The 22,166-nt window shown below is 65.1% G+C and carries 15 protein-coding genes; 8 read left to right on the top strand and 7 right to left on the bottom strand.

The genetic code is table 11. The annotated features are described in order from the left end of the window. Nucleotides 1-43 precede the first annotated feature (43 nt). The 7 genes from K5Q19_RS12700 to K5Q19_RS12670 form a co-directional block, all read right to left on the bottom strand. Nucleotides 44-973, bottom strand: coding sequence for an alpha/beta hydrolase (locus tag K5Q19_RS12700; RefSeq protein WP_292945726.1), 930 nt, complete (start codon nt 971-973; stop codon nt 44-46). Further along, on the bottom strand, nt 973-1,929 hold the full coding sequence (locus K5Q19_RS12695) for an NAD(P)H-binding protein (protein ID WP_292945724.1): 957 nt from the start codon (nt 1,927-1,929) through the stop codon (nt 973-975). Before K5Q19_RS12695 ends, K5Q19_RS12700 begins: the two co-directional genes overlap by 1 nt. Beyond that, nucleotides 1,926-2,786 carry a hypothetical protein gene (locus K5Q19_RS12690; protein ID WP_292945722.1) on the bottom strand — a complete coding sequence of 287 codons (861 nt, stop codon included), beginning with the start codon at nt 2,784-2,786 and terminating at the stop codon, nt 1,926-1,928. The genes K5Q19_RS12695 and K5Q19_RS12690 overlap by 4 nt, the downstream gene beginning before the upstream one ends. Next, nucleotides 2,786-4,378, bottom strand: a complete 1,593-nt coding sequence (locus K5Q19_RS12685; RefSeq protein WP_292945762.1) for an acyl-CoA dehydrogenase family protein — start codon at nt 4,376-4,378, stop codon at nt 2,786-2,788. Before K5Q19_RS12685 ends, K5Q19_RS12690 begins: the two co-directional genes overlap by 1 nt. A gap of 158 nt (nt 4,379-4,536) precedes the next feature. Then, entirely contained in the window at nt 4,537-5,769 is a 1,233-nt protein-coding gene (locus K5Q19_RS12680; protein ID WP_292945720.1) for an acetyl-CoA C-acetyltransferase, read from the bottom strand. Beyond that, nucleotides 5,766-6,974: a CoA transferase gene (locus K5Q19_RS12675; protein WP_292945718.1), complete on the bottom strand. Its 1,209-nt coding sequence runs from the start codon at nt 6,972-6,974 to the stop codon at nt 5,766-5,768. Before K5Q19_RS12675 ends, K5Q19_RS12680 begins: the two co-directional genes overlap by 4 nt. Nucleotides 6,975-7,220: 246 nt before the next feature. Next, a complete protein-coding gene (locus tag K5Q19_RS12670; protein ID WP_292945716.1) occupies nt 7,221-7,694 on the bottom strand; it encodes an Lrp/AsnC family transcriptional regulator in 474 nt (157 codons plus the stop codon). Between the two features lie 137 nt (nt 7,695-7,831). Between K5Q19_RS12670 and K5Q19_RS12665 the strand changes: the two genes are divergently transcribed. From K5Q19_RS12665 to K5Q19_RS12630, 8 genes are all read left to right on the top strand, one after another. Beyond that, nucleotides 7,832-10,174, top strand: a complete 2,343-nt coding sequence (locus K5Q19_RS12665; RefSeq protein ID WP_292945713.1) for a transketolase — start codon at nt 7,832-7,834, stop codon at nt 10,172-10,174. 221 nt (nt 10,175-10,395) lie between these two features. Continuing rightward, a complete protein-coding gene (locus tag K5Q19_RS12660) occupies nt 10,396-12,852 on the top strand; it encodes a TonB-dependent receptor (RefSeq protein ID WP_292945711.1) in 2,457 nt (818 codons plus the stop codon). 170 nt (nt 12,853-13,022) lie between these two features. Beyond that, nucleotides 13,023-14,432 carry a betaine-aldehyde dehydrogenase gene (gene betB, locus K5Q19_RS12655; RefSeq protein WP_292945709.1) on the top strand — a complete coding sequence of 470 codons (1,410 nt, stop codon included), beginning with the start codon at nt 13,023-13,025 and terminating at the stop codon, nt 14,430-14,432. Then, nucleotides 14,419-16,086, top strand: coding sequence for a choline dehydrogenase (gene betA, locus K5Q19_RS12650; protein ID WP_292945707.1), 1,668 nt, complete (start codon nt 14,419-14,421; stop codon nt 16,084-16,086). The genes betB and betA overlap by 14 nt, the downstream gene beginning before the upstream one ends. Continuing rightward, nucleotides 16,083-17,732, top strand: a complete 1,650-nt coding sequence (locus K5Q19_RS12645) for an APC family permease (protein ID WP_292945704.1) — start codon at nt 16,083-16,085, stop codon at nt 17,730-17,732. The genes betA and K5Q19_RS12645 overlap by 4 nt, the downstream gene beginning before the upstream one ends. Nucleotides 17,733-18,015: 283 nt before the next feature. After that, the gene (locus K5Q19_RS12640) at nt 18,016-20,523 is read left to right on the top strand and encodes an FAD-dependent oxidoreductase (protein WP_292945701.1); all 2,508 of its coding nucleotides are present in this window, start codon (nt 18,016-18,018) and stop codon (nt 20,521-20,523) included. 4 nt (nt 20,524-20,527) lie between these two features. Beyond that, the gene (locus K5Q19_RS12635) at nt 20,528-21,769 is read left to right on the top strand and encodes an aromatic ring-hydroxylating dioxygenase subunit alpha (RefSeq protein WP_292945698.1); all 1,242 of its coding nucleotides are present in this window, start codon (nt 20,528-20,530) and stop codon (nt 21,767-21,769) included. A 2-nt stretch (nt 21,770-21,771) separates the two neighbouring features. Further along, nucleotides 21,772-22,166: FAD-dependent oxidoreductase (locus K5Q19_RS12630; RefSeq protein ID WP_292945695.1), on the top strand; the 395-nt coding region annotated here is incomplete at its 3' end.

The raw sequence follows: 22,166 nt of genomic DNA, 5'->3' as shown, positions 1-22,166 counted from the left end.
CCCTCCCGCTGCCGCACTATTCGCGGCGGCGGCGGATTTGGTTTCAGCCTGCAGTTTGGGTGAGGAAGCGTTCGACAGGGGGCAGGGCGGCAGCCGGGCTTTCCTCGAACGGCACATGGCCCATGCCGGGCAGGCGCACGAGCCGCGCGTTCGGCAGGAGGCGGAGGTAGTCCTGCGCGTTCTGTAAGGGGATCATCCCGTCCTGTTCGCCCCAGACGAGCAGCGTTGGCGCGTTGATGCGGCGCAGACGCGGGGCGGGATCGCTGAGCACTGTCTGGTGGGTGCGATCCAAGATGGCTTGCCTGACGCCGGGGGCGAGTAGCATATCGCGGTAGCGTTCGAGCACGGCATCGGGCAGCGCATCGGGATGCGCCCAGGCGGGGGCCAGATTGGCGCGGATCAGCGAGCGCGGGCCGACCCACGGCATGAGGTTCATGACGAACGGGACTTCGGGCGGCTTGCCATATTCGAAGCCGGGGCTGGCGAAACCATCGGGCGAGATCAGCACGAGCTTGTCGATCCGCTGCGGATAGGCTGCCGCGAATTCCCAGGCGAAGCGGCCGCCAAGCGAATTGCCGATGAACGTCGCCTTGGGCAGGCCAAGCTGGTCCATCATTCCAGCAAGCACCGCGAGCGTGCGCGCGTCCGAATAATCACCGGTGGGATCGGCGCCGGTCAGGCCGAAGCCGGGGAGATCAAGGCGGATGACGCGGTACTTTGCCGAAAGCGCATTGGCCCATGGCTCCCATGTATCGAGACTGGAGCCGAAGCCGTGGAGCAGAATGAGTGCCGGGACATTGCGCGGCCCGGTATCGCGATAGCGCAGGCGCAGGCCGAGCACGGTGCGGTACTCGCCGGGGTAGGCGGCTTCCAGCGCGGCGCGGGGCTTTTCGGGGGCGTAGAGCCACAGGGCCAGCGCTGCGATGGCGGTGAGGAGGAGCGCGGCTGTCCAGCTGAGAATTCTGCGGATCATCAGAACACCGCATGCTCGCCGCGATCATCCGGGGCAGCCTCGCCCGAGAGCACGGCGCGGTAGTGATCGAAGAGCGTGTCGCTCCCGGTTTCGGGCGTCAGTTCGGCGCTGTACCGGCCTGTCGCGGGATCGAGCACGAGCATGGACTCCGTCGCGTAGTAATGCCCGATGCGCGCCAGTTCGGCTTTGGTCGCCAACGCGGGGACAAGGCGGGCGGCAAGGCCGAGTGCACCGGCAATGCCGCCGATGAAACCGGGCGGGACCGAGCGGTACTTGGGCGGCAGGCCGGTCAGCGCGAAGAGCGCCTCGCCCTGAGCGCGCGGGGTGATCGCGGGGCCGGGGCCGCCGATGGGGAGGACCTTGTTCCAGCGCTCCGGCTCTGTGAGGCAGCCGGCGATATAGGCCGCCAGATCGCGGTTGCTGATCGGCTTGCAGGCAGTGAGTGTGCCATCGCCGAAAAGGAGAAAGGGCTTGCCTTGGCGCACGCGCTCGATCTGACCGGAGAGCGACTTGAAGAAGGCGGTGGGGCGGACAATCGAATAGCGCAGGCCCGAGGCGATGAGTTCGGCCTCGAAGGCGAGCTTCGCCTGCTGGAACGCGCGGAGCGGCTTCTGCACGCAGATCGCGGAGAGCAGTACGAAATGCTGCGCGCCGCAGCGTTCGGCCAAGGCGAGGGCGTGGCTGTGCGCCTTGTGGTCGATCGCCCATGCCTCGCGGGGGACGCCGGTGCGCGAGGCCATGCAGGAGACGACCGCGCCGAAATGCTCGCCCGCAAAACCATCGTGCATGAGGCTGACAGGATCCGCCGGGTCAGCGATGCGCAAAGTGACTCCGGGGAGGGGCGAGGCGGGCGCGCGGCGGACAATGGCGACGACCTCGTGCCCCGCCGCAACCAGCGCCTGCGCGGTCGCCCGGCCAATGGTTCCGGTGGCACCGAGCAGCGCGACGCGGATCATGCCAGCGGCGCGGCCTTGGCGGCCATAACCTGTCGGCCATCGGCGGAATGGGCAGCGAGGATCAGGCCACCGTCCTCGCGGCGAAGGGCAAGGTGCAGGGGTTCGTCGGCCACGGCGGGCGAGACGGCGCGGAAGCTGAACCTGGCCAGCGCGGCTTCCGATTCCAGCGTGCGGCGGGCGAGATCGAGCAGCAAGGTCGCGATCAGCGGGCCGTGGACGACGAGGCCGCGATAGCCTTCCACGCCGGTTGCGTAAGGGTGGTCGTAATGGATGCGGTGGGTGTTGAAGGTGAGCGCGGAGTAGCGGAACAGGAGCGCAGGGGTGGGGAACACTTCGCGGACCACATCCCATCCTCCGGGATCGAAGCGGCCTTCGCCGGGCGGCGGCGGGGCAGGCGGACTGCCGGGGGGCGGAGCATCGCGGTAGACCAGCGTCTGGGTTTCGCGGATGGCGAGGGTTTCGCCCGCAAAGGTCTCGTGCGCGAGTTCGGCGAAGACGAGGGGACCGGTGCCGCCCTGCTTTTCAGTGATCGAAAGCACGCGGGTGCGGCGTCCGATGGCGGCGCCGGAGGGCATGGGGGCGAGGAACTCTGCGGAGCCAGCCGCCCACATCCGGCGTTCGAGCGGGAGCGGCGGGAGGAGGCTCGCGGGGCTCTCGTCGCGCTTCGGGTGTCCGTCCGGCCCCAGCATCGCAGTGGGTGCATCGGGTGTGCAGAGGCACCAGTGCAGGCCCTGGGGTGCAGTCTGGTCATCGGGTTCGGCGCGGTCGAGCGCGGCGCACCAGCGGGTGAGAAGGCTGGGGGTGAAGACGTCGCGGCGGACTTCCTCGCGGCCGATCCATGCGGTGTAGTCCGCCATCAACCACGCCCCGCCATCAGGCCGCGCGCGATGACTTGCGCCTGGATTTCGGCGGCGCCTTCGAAGATCGAGAGAATGCGCGCATCGCACAGCACGCGGCTGATCTCGTATTCGAGCGCATAGCCGTTGCCGCCGTGGATCTGGAGCGAGGCGTCGGCAGCGGTCCATGCGGCGCGGGCGGCATGGAGCTTGGCCATGCCGGCTTCGATATCGCAGCGGTGTCCCGCATCCTTGGCGCGCGCGGCAGCATAGGAAAGCTCGCGCGCCGTCACGTATTCCGCGAGCATGACGGCGAGCTTGTCGGCGACGCGGGGGAAGTGGATCAGCGCCTGCCCGAACTGCTTGCGCTGGAGCGCGTAATCGAGCCCCAGCTCCAGCGCGCGGCGGGCGGTGCCGACAGCGCGCGCGGCCGTCTGGATGCGGGCGCCTTCGAAGGTCTGCATGAGCTGCTTGAAGCCCGCGCCCTGCTTGCCGCCGAGGAGCGCATCGGCAGGCGCGCGCATGCCGTCAAACTGCAAGGTATATTCGCGCATGCCGCGGTAGCCGAGGACTTCGATCTCGCTTCCGGTCATGCCTTCTGCCGGGAAAGGATTGTCCTCGGTGCCGCGCGGCTTGGGGACGAGCAGCATGGAGAGGCCGGCGTAACCGGGCGTATCGGGCTGGGTGCGGACGAGGAGGGTCATCACGTCTGAACGCGCGGCGTGGGTGATCCACGTCTTGGCGCCGTGGATATGCCAGTCGCCGGTTTCATCCTGCGCGGCGCGGGTGGTGAGCGCGCCGAGATCGGAGCCGACATCGGGTTCGGTGAAGACGGCGACGGGGAGCGTTTCGCCCGCAGCGATACGCGGGAGCCAGTGCGCCTTCTGCGCCTCGGTGCCACCGAGCATAATCAGTTCGCCCGCGATTTCGGAGCGAGTGCCCAAGGAGCCCGCGCCGATCCAGCCGCGCGACAATTCCTCGCTGACGAGGCACATGACGAGCTTGCCGAGGCCGAGACCGCCGTATTCCTCCGGGATGCACACGCCGAAGGTGCCGAGATCGGCCATGGCGTGGACAGTCTCGTCCGGGATCAGCGCATTGGCGAGGTGCCACTTGTGCGCGTGGGGGATGATTTCGGCATCGGTGAAGCGACGGAACTGGGCACGGATTTCATCGAGCGCTTCGTCGTGGAGCGTCTCGCTCGGCCACTGGCCTTGCGCCAGCGCGGCGGCGAGCACGGCGCGGGTTTCGGCAAGGTCGGCATCGAGCATGGGCGCGGCGGCATCGGCAAGGGCGCGGGCTTCAGCGGTGAGGCCGAGGTCCGCCGGACGCAGCATTTCGGCGGGGCCCATGAGGAGCGCGCCGGTGAGCTGGCCCAGCGTCTCGGCGAAAGCGAGCTGCGCTATGTGGGCGTCGAGCGGGTTGGTGCTGCCCTCGGCCCATTCGGCAACCGCTTCCAGCGCGGCGACGCTGGTGGCAATCCACGCGAAGCCGTGTGCGGCGCGCTGCTCCGCGTCCACCGGGCGATTGGCAAGGCGGCGGGCGAGCGCGGCGCGGGCTGCTTCGCGGTAGTTTTGGGCTGCGGAGAGTATGGCGCCCAAGTCCATCTGCATGCTCATCATCATGTCAAAACCGTTCGTGTCGAGCCCCTCGACAAGCTCGGGATAAACTTCGGGTCGAAGACCCGAAGTCGAGACACCATGCGCGGCGTGTGGTGTCTCGACTTCGCTCGACACGAACGGGAGGGGGAATGGTTCATAGGCGGTGAGGATCAGGCCGCGCGCTCGAACACGGCGGCGATGCCCTGACCGCCGCCGATGCACATCGTCTCAAGGCCGTAGCGGCCCTGACGGCGCACCAGTTCGCGCGCGAGGTTGGCAAGGATGCGCCCGCCGGTTGCGCCGATGGGGTGGCCGAGCGAAATGCCCGAGCCGTTGACGTTGAGCACATCGTGGCGGCTGTCGTCGTCGCTCCAGCCCCAGCCCTTGAGCACGGCAAGGACTTGCGGCGCGAAGGCTTCGTTGAGTTCGACAAGGTCGATATCGCCCCAGCCAAGGCCGGTGCGCGCGAACAGACGCTCGACCGCCGGGACCGGGCCGATGCCCATGCGCGCCGGGTCGCAGCCGGCGGCGGCCCACGAATGGAACCAGGCGATGGGTTCGAGGCCGAGTTCCTCGAGCTTGTGTTCGGCGACAACGAGGCAGGCAGCAGCGGCATCGTTCTGCTGGCTGGCGTTACCGGCGGTGACGACCGCGCCGGGGATATTCTTCGCCTCCAGCGCCTTCAGCGCGCCCAGCGATTCCATCGTGGCGTCGGCGCGGTAGCCTTCATCGTGCGCGAAGATCTTCGGATCGCCCTTGCGCTGCGGGATTTCGACCGGGACGAGTTCGTCGTCGAACAGGCCGTTCTTCCATGCGGCGGCGGCGCGCTGGTGGCTGCGGACGGCATAGGCGTCGCATGCCTCGCGGCTGATATTGTAGTCGCGCGCGAGGTTTTCGGCGGTTTCGATCATTCCGGAGATGACGCCGAACCGTTCGATCGGCTGCGACATGAGGCGGCCGCGAGTGAGGCGGTCGTGCAGCATGAGGCCCCCGGCGCGCACGCCGCGGCGCCCTTCGGTGGTGTAGTATTCGACGTTCGACATGGATTCGACACCGCCCGCGACGACGACATCGGACTGGCCGGTCTGCACCATCATCGCGGCGTTGATGACGGCTTGCAGGCCCGAGCCGCACCGGCGATCAAGCTGATAGCCGGGGACTTCGAGCGGAAGCCCGGCGGCGAGCCAGGACCAGTGGCCGATGGCGGGGGCCTCGGCATTGCCGTAGCCTTGCGAGAATACGACATCATCGACGCGCGCGGGATCGATCTTCGTGCGCTCCATCAGCGCCTTGAGGATCACGGCGCCGAGCTGGCCAGCGTTGAGGTCTGCCAAGGCGCCGCCGAACTTGCCGACGGCGGTGCGGATGGGGGCGCAAATGGCTGCACGGGTGAGCTTGGTCATGCGGGGGTTCCTGCGATACCGGCTTCAAGGAGCTGGTCTATGGTTTGGGGATCGAGTGACAGGTGGTGGGCCAGAACGTCGCGCGTATCGGCGCCGAGCACGGGCGCGGGCGCGGGTGTGCGGCGTTCCATGCCGGGGAAGGTCGCGAAGGCCCCAGCGGCGGGGTAGGCGAAGCCGCTGGGGTTGTCCGCCGTGTGCTGGAACATCGGATTTTCGCCGACAAGGCGCGGGTCCTGCACGGCTTCGGGCATGGTCTTGTAGGGGCCATGGGTGACGCCGTTCGTATCGAGCTTTTCCGACAGCGCGGCGTGCGAAAGCGGCGCGATGGCCTGCTCGATCAGGGCGTAGATCGCATCGCGGTGGCGGTAGCGCACGCCATCGTCGCCGGTGAAGGAGACGCCGTGCTGCGCTTCCAGTGCAGCGAGTCCTTCCTGCAGATCGAGCGCGCGGACGAGGCCTTGCCATTGGCGCTCGTTGATGGCGACGATCATCACGCGGACGCCATCGGCGGTCACGAAATCGCGGCCGATGGTGCCGTAGACGCCGTTGCCGAGGCGCTCGCGGTCTTCACCCGATTGCAGCACTTCGGCGACACGGCCGAGATTGGCGGCCGAGCCCATGGCGATATCGGTGAGGGGGAGCCGGACTTCGCCGCCAAGGCCGGTCTCGTCGCGCCGGCGCAGGGCGGAGACGAGCGCGAAGGCGCCGTAGGCTCCGGTGAGGAGGTCCCAGGCGGGGAGGACATGGTTGACCGGCGACGGATCGGCGAGCGTGCCCGTGAGCGCTGGATAGCCGACGACGGCGTTGGCGGTGTAGTCGAGCGCGATGGCGCCATCGGGCCAACCCATGACGCGCACGGTGATCAGGTCCGGGCGTCCGGCGGCGAGCTTTTCATGGGCGAGGAAGCCGCCGACGGGGAGGTTGGTGACGAGGGTGCCGACGCTCTGGATGAGCTTCGTCAGCACATCGCGCCCCTCGCGGCTCGTGAGGTCAAGTGCGACGCTCTTCTTGGCGCGGTTGAGGTTTTCCCACGAGAGCGAGTGGCCTTCCGGCGTCAGCGGCCAGCGCTTGAAATCCTGCCCGCCGCCAATTTGGTCGACACGGATCACTTCGGCGCCGAACTGGGCAAGATAGAGCCCGATGGTCGGCGAGGCGACGAAGGAGGACACCTCGATCACCGTGATGCCGGAGAGCAGGTTATACATGGATGGGCAGGCTTTCAGGCTTGTTCTGTGGTTGGTGCAACCGTGTAATCAATCGAGCGGTTAAGGGAAGGGGGTTGGGGTGCAGTTGTCGATTTCGTGGGGCCGTGTCTCGACTTCGCTCGACACGAACGGGTCTGCTGGTGCTTGCAACTCAATTCCTCGTCATCCCCGCCTTCGCGGGGATGACGAAGGTTGGGGAAGTTCAGGTCTGGGGTCCCCCTCTCGAGGGGAAGATGAAAGCGGCGCTCAATCCGGCACCGGAAGCGCGGTCCGGTTCACGATCGGCCTCAGCGCGAAGCTTGTCGTCACTTGCGCCACCCCGGCGATGCGCGTCAGCTGCTTTCTGAGGAAATCCTCGAAAGCGGCGAGCGAGGGGACGAGGACGCGCAGTTGATAGTCCGCCTCGCCGGTCATCAGATAGCAGTCCATCACTTCGGGAAATTCGGCGACGGCGCTTTCGAAAGTCGCGAGGTGGTGGTCGTCCTGCTGGTCGAGCCGGATGCGCACGAAGGCGTTGACGGGGAGGCCGATCGTCTCGGGCTCCACCAGCGCGACATAGCCGGTGATGATCCCTCGTTCCTCCAGCGCGCGGACACGGCGCAGGCAGGGGCTGGGGCTGAGGCCGACATCCTCGCAAAGCTGCTGGTTGGTGAGGCGGCCGTTCTGCTGGAGGCGGCGCAGGATCTTGCGGTCAATCGCGTCGAGATCGGTATCCGGCATTATCTTTTACTCATGGCGCCAGAATTGGCAGATTATGCCAATAGTCTGCCTGTGCGGGGCAAACTACGCAAGACGCTGCGCTGCGTGTCTCGCTATATTTCACTTTCCACGCTCCATGACGGAATCGAAAGCCTGCCATGACCGCCGCCCTTGCCGATCCTCGCGTCGAACTCGTTCCCGCCATCGAGGCGCTTGATGCGCGGCTGCGCTGGCTCTCGGCGTGGACGGTGCACAATGCCAACAACATCCGGGTGAAGCGCGACGGGATGAAGGTCGGCGGGCATCAGGCGAGCTGCGCCTCGATGACGACGATCATGGCCGCGCTCTATTTCCATGCACTGCGCCCGCAGGACAAGGTGGCGGTGAAGCCGCATGCGGGGCCGCTGCTCCATGCGATCCACTATCTGCTGGGCAACCAGAGCCTCGAGCAATTGCAGCGCTTCCGCGGCCTGGGCGGCATGCAGAGCTATCCCTCGCGGACCAAGGACCAGATCCCGGTCGACTTCTCGACGGGTTCGGTCGGGCTTGGGGTGGCGATTACGGCCTTTGCCAGTCTGGTGCAGGACTACTGCATCGCGCAGGGGCACATGAGCGAGGCCGATGCGGGGCGGATGATCGCGCTGATGGGCGATGCGGAGCTCGACGAGGGCAATATCTATGAATGCCTGATCGAGGCCTACAAGCACGATATCCGCAATTGCTGGTGGGTGGTTGATTACAACCGGCAGTCGCTGGATGCGACGACCGCCGACCGCATGTTCCGCCGCTTCGACGATATCTTCGAGACTTGCGGGTGGCGGGTGATCACGCTCAAGAGCGGCAAGCTGCAGAAGGCGGTGTTCGCCAAGCCCGGCGGCGCGGCGCTGGAAGATTGGATCGACAACTGCCCCAACGCCGAGTTCGCAGCGCTCACCTATCAGGGCGGGGCAGCCTGGCGCGAGCGGCTGATTAAGGACCTTGGCGATCAGCCCAAGACTCGCGCGCTGATTGAAAGCTTCGACGACGCTGCGCTGGCGCAGCTGATGACCAACCTTGGCGGGCACTGCGCCGAGACGCTGATCGAGGCTTTCGCACAGGCCAATGACGACAAGCCGACGCTGTTCATCGCTTATACCGTGAAGGGCTATGGCCTGCCGCTGGCGGGGCACAAGGACAACCATTCCGGCATGATGAACACCGCCCAGATTGAAGGTCTGCGGGCGAGCATGGGCATTGCCGAGGGGGCGGAATGGGAGCCGTGGGGCGGGCTGGGCGATAATCTGGCGGCTGAGCTCAAGGCGTTCGTGGGGCGCAGCGCGCTGGCGATGAAGCCTGCGGAACATGCGCCCCCGGCCATCCCGGTGCCCGCGCGGCTGCCGGTGCCGGACGGTGAGGAGCAATCGACGCAAAGTGCCTTCGGGCGCATCTTGATGGATCTGGCGCGGCCGGGCGATCTGCTGGGCGACCGCATCGTGACGACCGCGCCGGATGTGACGCAGACCACCAATCTCGGCGGTTTCGTCAACCGCCGCGGGCTCTTCCGCCGTAGCGAACTCAAGGACGTGTTTCAGGCCGCGCGCATCCCTTCGGCGCAGAAGTGGGTGGGCAATACCGCCGGGCAACATGTCGAGTTGGGGATTGCCGAGACCAACTTCTTCCTTGTGCTGGCCGCGTTCGGGCTTTCGGCGCCGCATTTCGGTACGCGGCTGCTGCCAGTGGGGACGGTCTACGATCCCTTCATTGCGCGCGGGCTCGATGCGCTGAACTATGGCTGCTATCAGGATGCGCGGTTCCTGCTGGTGGGTACGCCTTCGGGGCTGACGCTGGGGGCCGAGGGCGGCGCGCACCAGTCGATCAACACGCCGCTGATCGGGATGGGCCAGCCTAACCTCGATTATTTCGAGCCGGCCTTTGCCGATGAAGTGGCGCTGCTGATGCGCCATGCTTTCGAGCATATGCAAAAGCCCGATGGCGCTTCGGTCTATCTGCGGCTCAGTACGCGTTCGATTGCGCAAGTGACGCGCGAGGACGAGAGCTGGGAGGCCGATGCGCTCAAGGGTGCGTACTGGCTGAAGCGTCCGGCACAAGGCGCCGAAGCCGCGATCGTGTTCACCGGGGCGATTGCGCTCGAGGCAATGGCGGCGTGGGAAACGCTAAGCGAGGATCTGCCGGGGCTGGGGCTGCTAAACGTGACTTCACCCGATCTGCTCCACCGCGGCTGGTTGGCCCGGCGCGCGGCGCGCTGGACGGGCAGGAAGCCCGATCCGAGCCATATCGATAGCCTGCTGAGCGCGCTGGCACCGGGGGCAGGGCTGGTGACGGTGATCGACGGATCGCCCTCGGCGCTGTCGTGGCTGGGCGCGGTCAAGGGCATGCGCGTGAGCCCGCTGGGGGTCGACCGGTTCGGCCAGACCGGCGACTTGCCCGACCTTTACCGCACGTACCGGCTCGATGCCGATGCGATCATCGATGCGGCGGCGGAGCTGTTTCTCGAGGGCTAGCGGGCCAGATGCTTGGCATTTCTACATCTAATGGGAATTATAATCCCAAATGATGCGGACCTTTATTGCCTAAGTATCTGAAATACTTGTTGCCGTTTCGCATCGCCCGGCAAGCTTCGGTTTCCCGCGTGCCGGGCGCGCTTGCACGTGCCGGAGGCTTCAGGCACTTCTTTGCGCATCTGGAGAAGCGGGAGGGACGCTGTCCTCCGGGGAGAAAAGATATGAAGATGACGGACATGAGCACCATCCGCCGCGCGATGCTGGCGGGCACGGCCCTTGCGGGTATCTCGCTGGGCCTTCTGGCGACACCGGCAGCCGCGCAGGACGCGCAGGCCGGTGCGGAAACCGCTGCGGCGCCGGTCGAGGCTGGCGAGATCGTCGTCACCGCGCAGCGCCGCGAGCAGAAGCTCAACGACGTCGGTATTGCCGTGAGCGTGCTGAGTGCCAAGGAAATCAAGGCGCTCAACATCGTGAACGCGACCGATGTGGTGCGCGCGATCCCGAACCTCAAGTTCAACGCCTATGGCTCGAGCCAGGTCGTCTACAATATCCGCGGCGTCTCGCAGAACGATTATGGCGACCAGCAGGAACCGCCGGTCGCGGTCTATCAGGACGATGCCTACACCTCTTCGATCACGGCCGCGAGCTTCCCGATCTTCGATCTGGCGCGCGTGGAAGCGCTGCGGGGGCCGCAGGGTACGCTGTTTGGCCGCAATGCCACGGGCGGCGCGGTGCAGTTCATCTCCGCGCAGCCGACCGAGCAGCTCGATGGCTATCTTTCGGCGACCTACGGGCGGTTCAACCAAGTGGTGCTGGAAGGGGCGCTTTCCGGCGCGCTTTCGGACACGCTGACGGCGCGTATTTCGGGCCAGTACACGCGCGATGACGGCTACATCAAGAACATCACCCCCGGCCAGCCCGACCGCGGCGCGGACAACCACTGGGCGCTGCGCGGCATCATCCAGTGGAAGCCGAGCAGCGATTTCAAGGCCAAGCTGACGCTGCGCTATGCCAAGGCGGACCGCGAGCGGCAGGCGGGCCTCTATTCGCTCGAGCCGACCTGCCCCAATGCGCAGTTCCAGGGCGAGTTTCTCGGGCCCAATCAGGTCTGCTCCTACTGGGGCGTGACGGGCACGACCGGCAACGGCTATGCTAACCCGGCGATCACGCCGTCGCAGGGCGGCAATCCGTGGCGCACCGCGGGCACGGGCGATGCCTATGTCGACCGCGACGTTTTCGGCGCAACGCTGCGTCTGGATGCCAAGATCGGCGCGTTCGACGTGACGTCGATCACCGACTACCAGCACCTCAAGAAGTTCTACATCGAGCAGGGCAACAGCGTGCCCGAGTTCCCTTACGTGCCGCAGGGCATTCCCCGCTCGCCTGGGCCGTGCCCTGCGCCCGCGCAGAGCGTGACCTGCTATGAGAGCGGCACGGTGTTCTTCCAGCGCGCGCGCACCAACCAGGTGAGCCAGGAAATCCGGGCTGCCGCTACCTTCGGGCAGAACTACCTGACCATCGGCGGCTTCGGCATGATCATCGACGGCAAGTTTGCCGCCAAGTATGCTGTGCCCTTCATCCAGTACGACCCAGATGTGAACTTCACCCAGCGCACCGAGAGCTTCGCGTTCTTCGCGCAGGACGAATTCAAGATCAACGACCAGTGGAAGCTGATCGGCGGTATCCGTTACTGGCAGGACAAGAAGCGCGGCGTCTACAACGCGGTCGCGCCGACGGGGCCTTATGCGCTGTCGCTCTACTTCGGGCCGGATGACATCCGCTACAACGATACGACCGGCACGGTGACGCCGGGTTCGTGGAGCTTCAACAGCGGGGCGACCTCGGGCGTGACGACGACGCCTGGCGCGGCGAACCCGACGTTCCGTGGCGTGACCGCTCGCGCGGAAATCGACTACAAGCCGAACGAGGACACGCTGATTTACGCCAGCTACAACCGTGGTTCGAAATCGGGCGGGTTCACCTTCTCGACCGGCACGCCGTTCCCGACCCAGCTGATCGATGTGCTCAACAACATCCCCTATCAGCCGGAAACGCTCAATGCCTATGAAGTGGGCGTGAAGGCCAAGCTGCCGGGGAACACGCAGTTCAACCTTTCGGCGTTCTACTACGACTACAAGAACTACCAGGCCTTCGTGCAGGTCTTCGCGGCGCAGGTGGTTCGCAATCTGCCGGCCAAGATCAAGGGTATCGAGGCGGACATCACCAGCCGTCCGATCCCCGGCCTGACCTTGCAGCTTTCGGGCGCGGTGCAGGACAGCGAAGTGAAGAACGTGCTCCTGCCCGATGGCGTGACGGTGAAGACCAGCGACCTGCCGCAGGCGCCCAGCTTTGCCGGCAATGCGCTGGTGCGCTATGAGTTCGACACCGCAATCGGCCGCGCCTCGCTGCAGGCGGACGCGCTCTACACGAGCAAGTTCTGCTTCACCGTGATGTGCGCACCGGTGGAGCGCGAGGGCGCCTATGCCGTGGCGAATGTGCGGGTGGGCTTCACCCCGAAGGACAGCAACTTCGATCTGGCGTTCTTCGTGAACAACCTGTTCGAGCGCAGGTATCGCGTTTACGCCTTCGACGCCTCGACTTTCTGGGGCTATACGACGGGCGTCTATGCCAAGCCGCGCACCTGGGGTGTGAATGCGGTGTGGCACTTCGGGAAGTAAAGAGAAGGACGAAGAACCCCTCCGTCTCGCTTCGCGAGCCACCTCCCCATTTGGGCTTCGCCAAAATGGAGAGGGAAGAGAAGTCCTCTCCATTTTTCCCGCAGGGACAAATGGGGAGGTGGCCCGCCGCAGGCGGGTCGGAGGGGTTCTACCTTCAATTGGGAACAATGATGACCGACACCTTCCAGACCATCAATCCCGCCACCGGCGAAGTGCTCGCAACACTGCCCATCGCCGGGCAAGCCGAAGTCGACGCGGCCGTCGCAAAAGCTGCGGCGGCGCAGAAGGAATGGGCCAAGCGCACTGGCACCGAGCGCGGGCGCATCCTTCGCCGCGCGGCGGATATCCTGCGCGAGCGCAACGATGAGCTTGCCGCCATCGAGACGCGCGATACCGGCAAGCCGATCCAGGAAACGCTGGTGGTCGATGTCGTCTCGGGCATCGATTGCCTCGAGTTCTTTGCCGGCGTCGCCCCGACCATCGCGGGCGAGCATATCGATCTCGGGCCCAGCGCATTCGGCTATACCCGTCGCGAGCCGCTGGGCGTTTGCGCAGGCATCGGGGCGTGGAACTATCCGATCCAGATCGCCTGTTGGAAATCCGCGCCGGCACTCGCCTGCGGCAATGCGGTGATCTTCAAGCCTTCGGAACTGACGCCGCTCACTGCGATCGAGGTGGAGAAGATCTACCTCGAGGCGGGTCTGCCGGAAGGTCTGTTCCAGGTGCTCCACGGCTTCGGTCCGACCGGCGCGCTGCTCACCGAGCACCCCGGGATCGCCAAGATTTCGCTCACCGGCAGCGTGCCGACGGGCAAGAAGATCATGGCAGGCGCGGCTTCGACGCTCAAGAACGTGACACTGGAGCTGGGCGGCAAATCGCCGCTGATCATTTTCGCCGATGCCGACATCGAGAACGCGGTCTCGGGCGCGCATCTCGCAAATTTCTACTCGGCGGGCGAGGTCTGCTCGAACGGGACGCGGGTGTTCGTCGAGCGCAGCATTATGCCGCAGTTCCTTGAGAGCCTCAAGGCGCGCACCGAGCGGATCAAGCTGGGCGATCCGATGAACCCCGCCACGCAGATGGGTTCGCTGATTTCGGAAGCCCATCTGAACAAGGTCATGGGCTATATCGAGAAGGGCAAGGCGGAAGGCGCCGTAGTGCTGACCGGCGGCCACCGCGTGACCGAGGGCGTGCCTGCTGCCGGTTTTTACGTGGCGCCAACGGTGTTTACCGCATGCACCGACGACATGACGGTGGTGCGGGAAGAGATCTTCGGACCTGTGATGACGGTGCTGCCGTTCGACAGCGAAGAGGAAGTGATCGCGCGGGCAAACGATACGGAATTCGGGCTGGCGGCCGGCGTCTTCACCAACGACCTGACCCGCGCGCACCGCGTGATTGCGGCGCTGGATGCGGGATCGTGCTGGATCAACACTTTCAACATCTGCCCGGTCGAAATGCCGTTCGGCGGGTTCAAGCAGTCCGGCATCGGCTTTGAAAACAGCCGCGAGGCGATCCAGCACTTCACGCGCCTGAAGGGCGTCTATGTTGCGATGGAGCCGATCGATGCCCCTTACTGACGGGGATTTCGACTATGTGATCGTCGGCGCGGGCAGCGCCGGTTGCGTGCTGGCGGACCGGCTTTCGGCGGACGGCAAGCACAAGGTGCTGGTGCTGGAGTTCGGCGGGTCGGACCAGTCGATCTACATCCAGATGCCAAGCGCTCTTGCGATTCCGATGAACACCACGCGCTGGAACTGGCACTACGAAAGTGAGCCCGAGCCGGGGCTTGATGGCCGCGTGCTGCATACGCCGCGCGGCAAGGGGCTGGGCGGCTCGTCCTCGATCAACGGGCTTGTCTACATCCGCGGCAATCCATTGGATTTCGAGCGCTGGGAAGAGGAAGGCGCGCGGGGGTGGAACTACGCCTCGGTATTGCCCTACTTCAAGCGGGCCGAACGGCGCGACGAAGGCGGGAACGAGTATCGCGGCGGCGATGGCCCGCTCGATACGCGCTATGGCACGCTCGAGAACCCGCTCAATCAGGCCTGGCTCGATGCGGCACAGCAGGCAGGCTACAGCCTGACCGACGACGTCAACGGCTACCGGCAGGAAGGCTTCGGCCGGATGGACATGACCGTCCGCGATGGCGAGCGCTGCTCGGCGGCCAAGGCCTACCTGCGCCCGGCGATGCGGCGGCCGAACCTGACGGTGCTGCAGCATACGCTGGCGACGCGGGTGGTGATGGAGGGCAAGCGCGCGGTCGGGGTCGAGATCGAGCGCTATGGCAAGCGGTCGATCGTCAAGGCGAACCGCGAGGTCATTCTTGCCGGTGGCCCGATCAATTCGCCGCAGCTGCTGAAGCTTTCCGGCATCGGTCCGGCGGAAGAGCTGGCGCGGCACGGCATCAAGATCGTGGCTGACCGGCCCGGCGTCGGCGCCAATCTGCAGGACCACCTCGAGTTCTACTTCCAGATGGCATGCACCCAGCCGGTCACGCTCTACAAATATGCCAACATGTTCGGCAAAGGGCTGGTCGGTGCGCGCTGGCTGTTCCTGAAATCGGGCCTCGGGGCGACCAACCATTTTGAGACCTGCGGCTTCATCCGCAGCAAGGCGGGCATCCGCTATCCCGATATCCAGTATCATTTCTTCCCGATGGCGGTGAGCTACGACGGCAATTCGCTGGCGAGCGAGCACGGGTTTCAGGCCCATGTCGGCCCGATGCGTTCGAAGAGCCGGGGGACGGTGACCCTGCGCAGCGCCGATCCGGCGGACAAGCCGGTGATCCGCTTCAACTATATGACGCATCCCGACGATATCGAGGAAATGCGGGCCTGCGTGCGGCTGACGCGCGAGATCTTCCAGCAGCCGGCCTTCGCGCCGTGGCGGGGCCGCGAGATCCAGCCGGGTGCGGACGTGACCAGCGACGAGGCGATCGACGCCTTTATCCGCCAGAAGGTGGAAAGCGCCTATCACCCCTCCTGCACCTGCAAGATGGGCGCGGTGGATGATCCGATGGCAGTGGTCGATCCGGAGCTGCGCGTGATCGGCGTCGAGGGGCTGCGCGTGGTCGACAGCTCGGTCATGCCGTCCGTCACCACCGGCAACCTCAATGCACCGACGATCATGATCGGCGAAAAGGGCGCCGACCATATCCTCGGCAAGCCGCTGCTCGCGCCTTCGAATGCGCCTTACTACGTGGCCCCCGATTGGGAGACCAGCCAGCGATGACCGTAGCCGCGCTGGATGCCCTGGACGCGGAGGTCGAGAGCGGCCAATTGCACCGCTCGCTCGACTGGAAGGGCGCGTTCTGGGCTTCGAGCGGCGTTCCGGCGGGGGTGCTGCTGACCATCGGCGGGATCGCCACGATGATCGGCCAGCCAAGCTGGGTGATCTTCATCGCCTCGATCCTGATGGGGTTCCTGCAGAGCTTCGTCTACGCCGAGATCGCCGGGCTCTATCCGCACAAGTCGGGCGGCGCCTCGGTCTATGGCGCGGCGGCGTGGCTGCCCTATTCCAAATTCGTCGCGCCGATTTCGGTATGGTGCAACTGGCTGGCGTGGTCGCCGGTGCTGACACTCGGCACCAGTCTGGCGGCGGGCTATATCATGGCGAGCCTGTTTGCGCCGGATGCCGCGATCAACACCTGGCATGTGACGCTGCTCGATCTGGGCTTTATCCGCGAGAAGCTGACGCTGCGGATAAATGCCGTTTCGATCATCGGGACGGCGTTTCTGCTGCTGACGTTTGCCTTGCAGCATGGCGGTGCGGCGAAGGCGGCCAATGCGCAGAAAATCCTCGGCATTGCGTGCCTTGCGCCGCTGATCCTTGTCGGTTTCGTGCCGTTGTTGACGGGTGACCTGCCGACGCAAAACCTGTTTCCGCTGTTGCCGATGGTGCGCGATGCGGCGGGGCAGGTGCATTTCGGCACATGGGACGGCTATGGCCTGACCCTGATGGCCGCTGCGATGTTCGCTGCAGGCTGGTCGACCTACGGGTTCGAGACGGCGGTGTGCTATACCCGCGAGTTCAAGAACCCGGCGAAGGATACGCCGCGCGCGCTGATTGCCTCCGGTATTCTCTGCATCGTGATCTTTGCGCTGGTGCCGCTGGCGTTTCAGGCCTCGCTGGGGCTGGAGGCGATGATGGACCCGCGCATTGCCGATGGTTCGGGCGTTGCGCAGGCCTTGGCGAACATCGTGATCAAGGGATTGGGCGTGAGCGGCGGCGGCGCAGTAGTGGTCGCGAATATCTTCATCGCCACGCTGATCCTCTCGCTGCTGCTGATCGTGATGACCTCGATGATGGGCTCCTCGCGCACGCTCTATCAGGCGGCGGTGGATGGCTGGCTGCCGAAGTATCTGGGCCGGGTGAACAGCCACGGCGCGCCGACGGCGGCGATGTGGACCGACCTTGGCTTCAATCTGATCCTGATGCTCGCGTCAGACTACTTTGCGGTGCTGATGATCAGCAACGTCTGCTACATGGCGTTCAATTTCCTCAACCTGCAATCGGGCTGGATCCACCGCATGGACCGGCCGAACTGGGAACGCCCGTTCCGCTGCCCGACCTGGTTGCTGGCGCTGGGCGCGGTACTGGGTTTCGTCAACATGGCCTTCATGGGGGCAGGGGCGGACGTTTATGGCGCGGGGACGCTGCGCAATGGGCTGATCGGGGTGCTGCTGATCCTGCCGGTCTTTGCTTATCGCCACTATGTGCAGGACAAGGGCGTGTTTCCGGCGGCGATGTCTGAGGATTTCGCCGAAAGCCCGGCGGTGAAGCGCGCGGGGGTGCTGCCGTGGGCGGCGCTGGCGGGGGCTGCGGTGGTTGTGTTTGCGGCGCATTCGCTCGCGAAGCTGCCGGTGGCGGTGGGTTGATATCCTGTTTCTCGCAGAGACACAGAGGCAAAGAAGATCGCAGAGAGGAATGGTTTCGCAGCGAAGCTGCCCTTAACCTCACTGTGGTTGATGAGGTTGAGCCTCCGGCGGGATTTGCACATCCTCTTTGCGCTCTTCCGTCTCCTCTGCGTCTCTGCGAGAAACCTATTTCAACCTAATACCCAGCATTAGTCTTCGCGATGGCAGCAATGAGCGGTTCAGCCGCGCGCGCTTGGCTGGCATATCGGGTACCTGATATAGAAACGCGAAAGCCGAGGGCGAGATGAAGACGACAGCGCGGGTAGTGGTTATCGGCGGCGGTGTGGTGGGCGTCAGCACGCTTTATCACCTTGCCAAGCTGGGCTGGAGCGATTGCGTCCTGATCGAGCGCAAGGAGCTGACCTCGGGTTCCACGTGGCATGCGGCGGGCCTGCTGCCGCTGTTCAACCTCTCGTACTCGGTGGGCAAGCTGCACCAGTACTCGGTCGATCTCTACCCCTCGCTGGAGGCCGAGACCGAACTCAATGTCGGCTTCTCCAACGTCTCGAACATCCGCCTCGCCACCACGCGCGACCGGATGGACGAGTACAAGTATTATGCTGGCGTCGCGAAGACGATCGGCGTCGAGGTCAATTTCCTGAGCCCGGACGAAGTCAAGGCGATCTGGCCGCTGGCGGACATGACCGGCGTGATCGGCGCGATCCAGCATCCGGCGGATGGCTATATCCAGCCTGCCGACCTCACGCAGGCGCTCGCCAAGGGCGCCCGCCAGCGCGGCGCCACGATCTACCGCAACACGACCGTGACCGGCATTACCCAGAAGGCCAATGGCGAATGGGTGGTGACGACCGATCAGGGCGAGATCACCTGCGAGCACGTCGTCTCCGCCACCGGCAGCTTTGCGCGTCAAACGGGCGAGATGGTCGGGCTCGACATCCCGGTCGTGCCGGTCGAGCACCAGTACATCGTCACCGAACAGCACCCCGAGATCATGGCGCGGCGCAAGGCGGGTCTGCCGGAAATGGGCGTGCTGCGCGAGTCTGACGCGAGCTGGTACATGCGCGAGGAAGCCGGCGGGCTGCTGCTCGGGCCTTACGAAGTCGGCGCGCCCGCGTGCTACGTGAAGGGCCCGGCGGCGAACAGCGAATACGAGCTCTTCCCCGATGCGCTGGAGCGGCTGGAGCCCTATATCCTCTCGGCCATCGCGCGCGTGCCCGCGTTCGGCGAAGTCGGCGTCAAGAAGGTCTATAACGGCGCGATTGCCTATACGCCGGATGGTTCGCCTATTGTCGGCCCGGCGTGGGACAGGAAGAACTTCTGGCTCAACGAAGGCCACTCGTTCGGCATCACCGCGGCCGGCGGCGCAGGCTGGCAGCTTGCGCAGTGGATCGTCGAGGGCGAGCCGAGCATCGACATGATGGGCGTCGATCCGCGCCGCTTCGGCGACTATGCGGGCGAGGGCTACCTCATCGAGAAGAACGAGGAGGCCTATGCCAAGGTCTTCACCGTCCACTATCCGGACGAGGAGCGCGAAGCCGCGCGTCCGCTGCGCCGCACGCCCTGCTACGACCGGATGAAGGCGCTGGGCGCGGTGTTCGGCAGCGTGTTCGGTTGGGAGCGCCCCAACTGGTTCGCGCCGGAAGGCTACGAGCTGACCGAGTCCGATCTCGACCGGCCCGACGTGATCCTCAACCACAACCACCCCGATGTGCCGGGCGAGCCAATCCGCGAGAAGTGGTCGTTCCGCCGCTCGAACTACTTCGAGCATGTCGGCAACGAATGCCGCCACGTGACGAGCCACGTCGGCATTCAGGACATGTCGGCGTTCGCCAAGTGCCTGATTTCGGGTCCGGGTGCGGAGGACTGGCTCAATGGCCTGCTTTCCAACGTGGTACCGAAGAAGACTGGCCGCGTGACGCTTTCCTACCTGCTGACGGATGCTGGCGGCGTGCGCGCCGAGTTCACGGTCTACAAGAAGGGCCCGCAGCAGTATTACCTCGTCTCGGCAGGCGCGCTGGAGCGGCATGACCAGGACTATCTGCTCAAGGCCCTGCCGACCGACGGTTCGGTGCGCTTCGAGCGGCTGACGACGGCGATGGGCGTGCTGGTCGTGGCGGGTCCCAAGTCGCGCGTGGTGCTGCAGAAGCTGACCGGGAGCGATCTTTCGAACGAGGCGTTCCCGTGGCTCACCGGCCAGTCGGTCTCGCTGGGCTCGGCCAAGGTCGATCTGCTGCGCGTCAACTTCATTGGTGAGCTCGGCTTTGAGATCCACCACCCGATCGAGATGCAGAACTACATCTTCGACAAGATCATGGCGGCGGGATCGGAGTTCCAGATCAAGCCCTTCGGCATCCGCGCGATGACCGCGATGGCGATCGAGAAGAGCTACAAGCTCATCCCGCGCGAGCTTTCGATCGAATATGCCGCGCTTGAGAGCGGGCTGGACCGCTTCGTTAGCTTCAAGAAGCCCGCGTTCAAGGGCCGCGAGGGGCTGCTGGCGCGCAAGGAAGCGGGCCTCAAGTGGCAGTTCGTCACGCTCGAAGTCTTCGGCGTGACTGATGCCGATGCGCGCGGCTCGGAAGCGATCTTCCGCGACGGCGCGCTGGTTGGCCGCGCGACTTCGGGCGGCTATGGCTGGCGCTGCGGCAAGAGCCTCGCGTTGGCGATGGTCGCACCCGAGCACGCGGCTGTCGGCACCGAACTCGAAATCGTGATCCTGGGTGAGCCGCACCGCGCGGTCATCATCCCGGACTCGCCGTTCGACCCGGACAACAACGCATTGCGGAGCTGATCCCATGATGCACTTTGACGCGATTGCCGAAAGCCTGAAGGCGGACAAGCCCGGCTTCACCCTGCCGCAGAAGCTCTATGTGAGCGAGGAAGCCTACAAGTTCGATACCGAGGTCATGCTCAAGTCGGTGTGGCTCTATGCCTGCACGATTGCGCATGTGAAGAACCCGGGCGATCAGTTCCTGTTCGAACTCGGCGAAACATCGGTGATCGTGGTGCGCGACAAGCAGGGCGAGATCCGTGCTTTCCACAATACGTGCACCCACCGCGGCGCAAAGCTGTGCGAGAGCGCAGGCAAGGCGTCGCGTATCACCTGCCCGTATCACCAGTGGACCTTTGCGCTCGATGGCAAGCTGCTGGCCGCTCGCAACATGCCGGAAGGCTTCAATAAGGCGGACAACGGCCTGCGCCCCGTCGCGCTCGAAAACATCGGCGGCCTGATCTTCCTCTGCCTCTCGGACAATCCGCCGCCGATCGACCGGGTAAAGGCCGATATCGAGGAACAGATCGCGATCTTCGACATGACGAAGCTCAAGGTTGCGGTGCAGGATGACTTGATCGAGCCTGCCAACTGGAAGCTCGTGATGGAGAACAACCGCGAGTGCTATCACTGCGACGCGGGCCATCCGGAGTTGATGAAGTCGCTTTCGACGTACGGTTTCGGCAAGGGATTGCCCGAGGACGGCGAGGCCGACGTGGTCGACGATGCAGAATTCGATGCCATGCTCGAAGCGCAGCGCCAGCGTTGGCAGGACCTTGGCATCTATTACGATCTGGTCGAGTTTCCGGATGGCTGGTGGCACCGTGTGGCGCGGCTGCCGCTCGCCAACGGTGCGGTGTCGCAGACGCTGGATGGCAAGCCTGCCTCGAAGAAGCTGATCTGGCCGCACGGCGACAAGGAGCAGACCAGCCTTTCCGTGTGGACGCAGCCCAATTCGTGGCACCATTTCTGCTGCGACCACGTGGTGACGTTCTCGCTTACTCCGCTCGGCCCGGACAAGACTTTGCTGCGCACGACATGGCTCGTGCACGAAGATGCAGTTGAAGGAGTCGACTACGACCCCGAAAACCTTGTTGCGGTGTGGCGCGCGACCAATGCGCAGGACAGCCATTTCTCGGCGATCAACCATGCCGGCATCAAGGGCGATGGCTATCGCCCGGGCATGTATTCGGTCGAGGAGAAGCTGGTGGACGCGTTCAAGGCCTTTTACGTCGAGCGCAGCCGCGCTGCCTTGGGGATCGACTGACGATGAAGCGGTTTTCCGGTTTCAACCTGATCGGCGAGGCGTTTCGCAGCCATCAGGGCTGGCCCGAGCATTGGCCCGACAAGGCGCCCAAGGCGAGTTACGATGCGATCATCGTCGGAGCGGGCGGGCACGGCCTCGGCGCGGCGTACTACCTCGCCAAGAAGTACGGCATCACCAATGTCGCGGTGATCGAGAAGGGCTGGCTGGGCGGCGGGAACACCGGCCGCAACACCACGATCATCCGCTCGAACTACCTCTACGACGAGAGCGCGCATCTCTACGATCATGCGGTGAAGCTGTGGGACGGGCTGAGCCAGGAACTCAACTACAACATCATGTATTCGAAGCGCGGCGTGCTGATGCTCGCGCACAATGTGCATGATGTGCAGAGCTTCAA

Origin of the sequence: Novosphingobium sp. (assembly GCF_019748365.1) — a bacterium.
Lineage (GTDB): Bacteria > Pseudomonadota > Alphaproteobacteria > Sphingomonadales > Sphingomonadaceae > Novosphingobium.
This window is presented reverse-complemented; position numbering and strand designations above follow the sequence as displayed.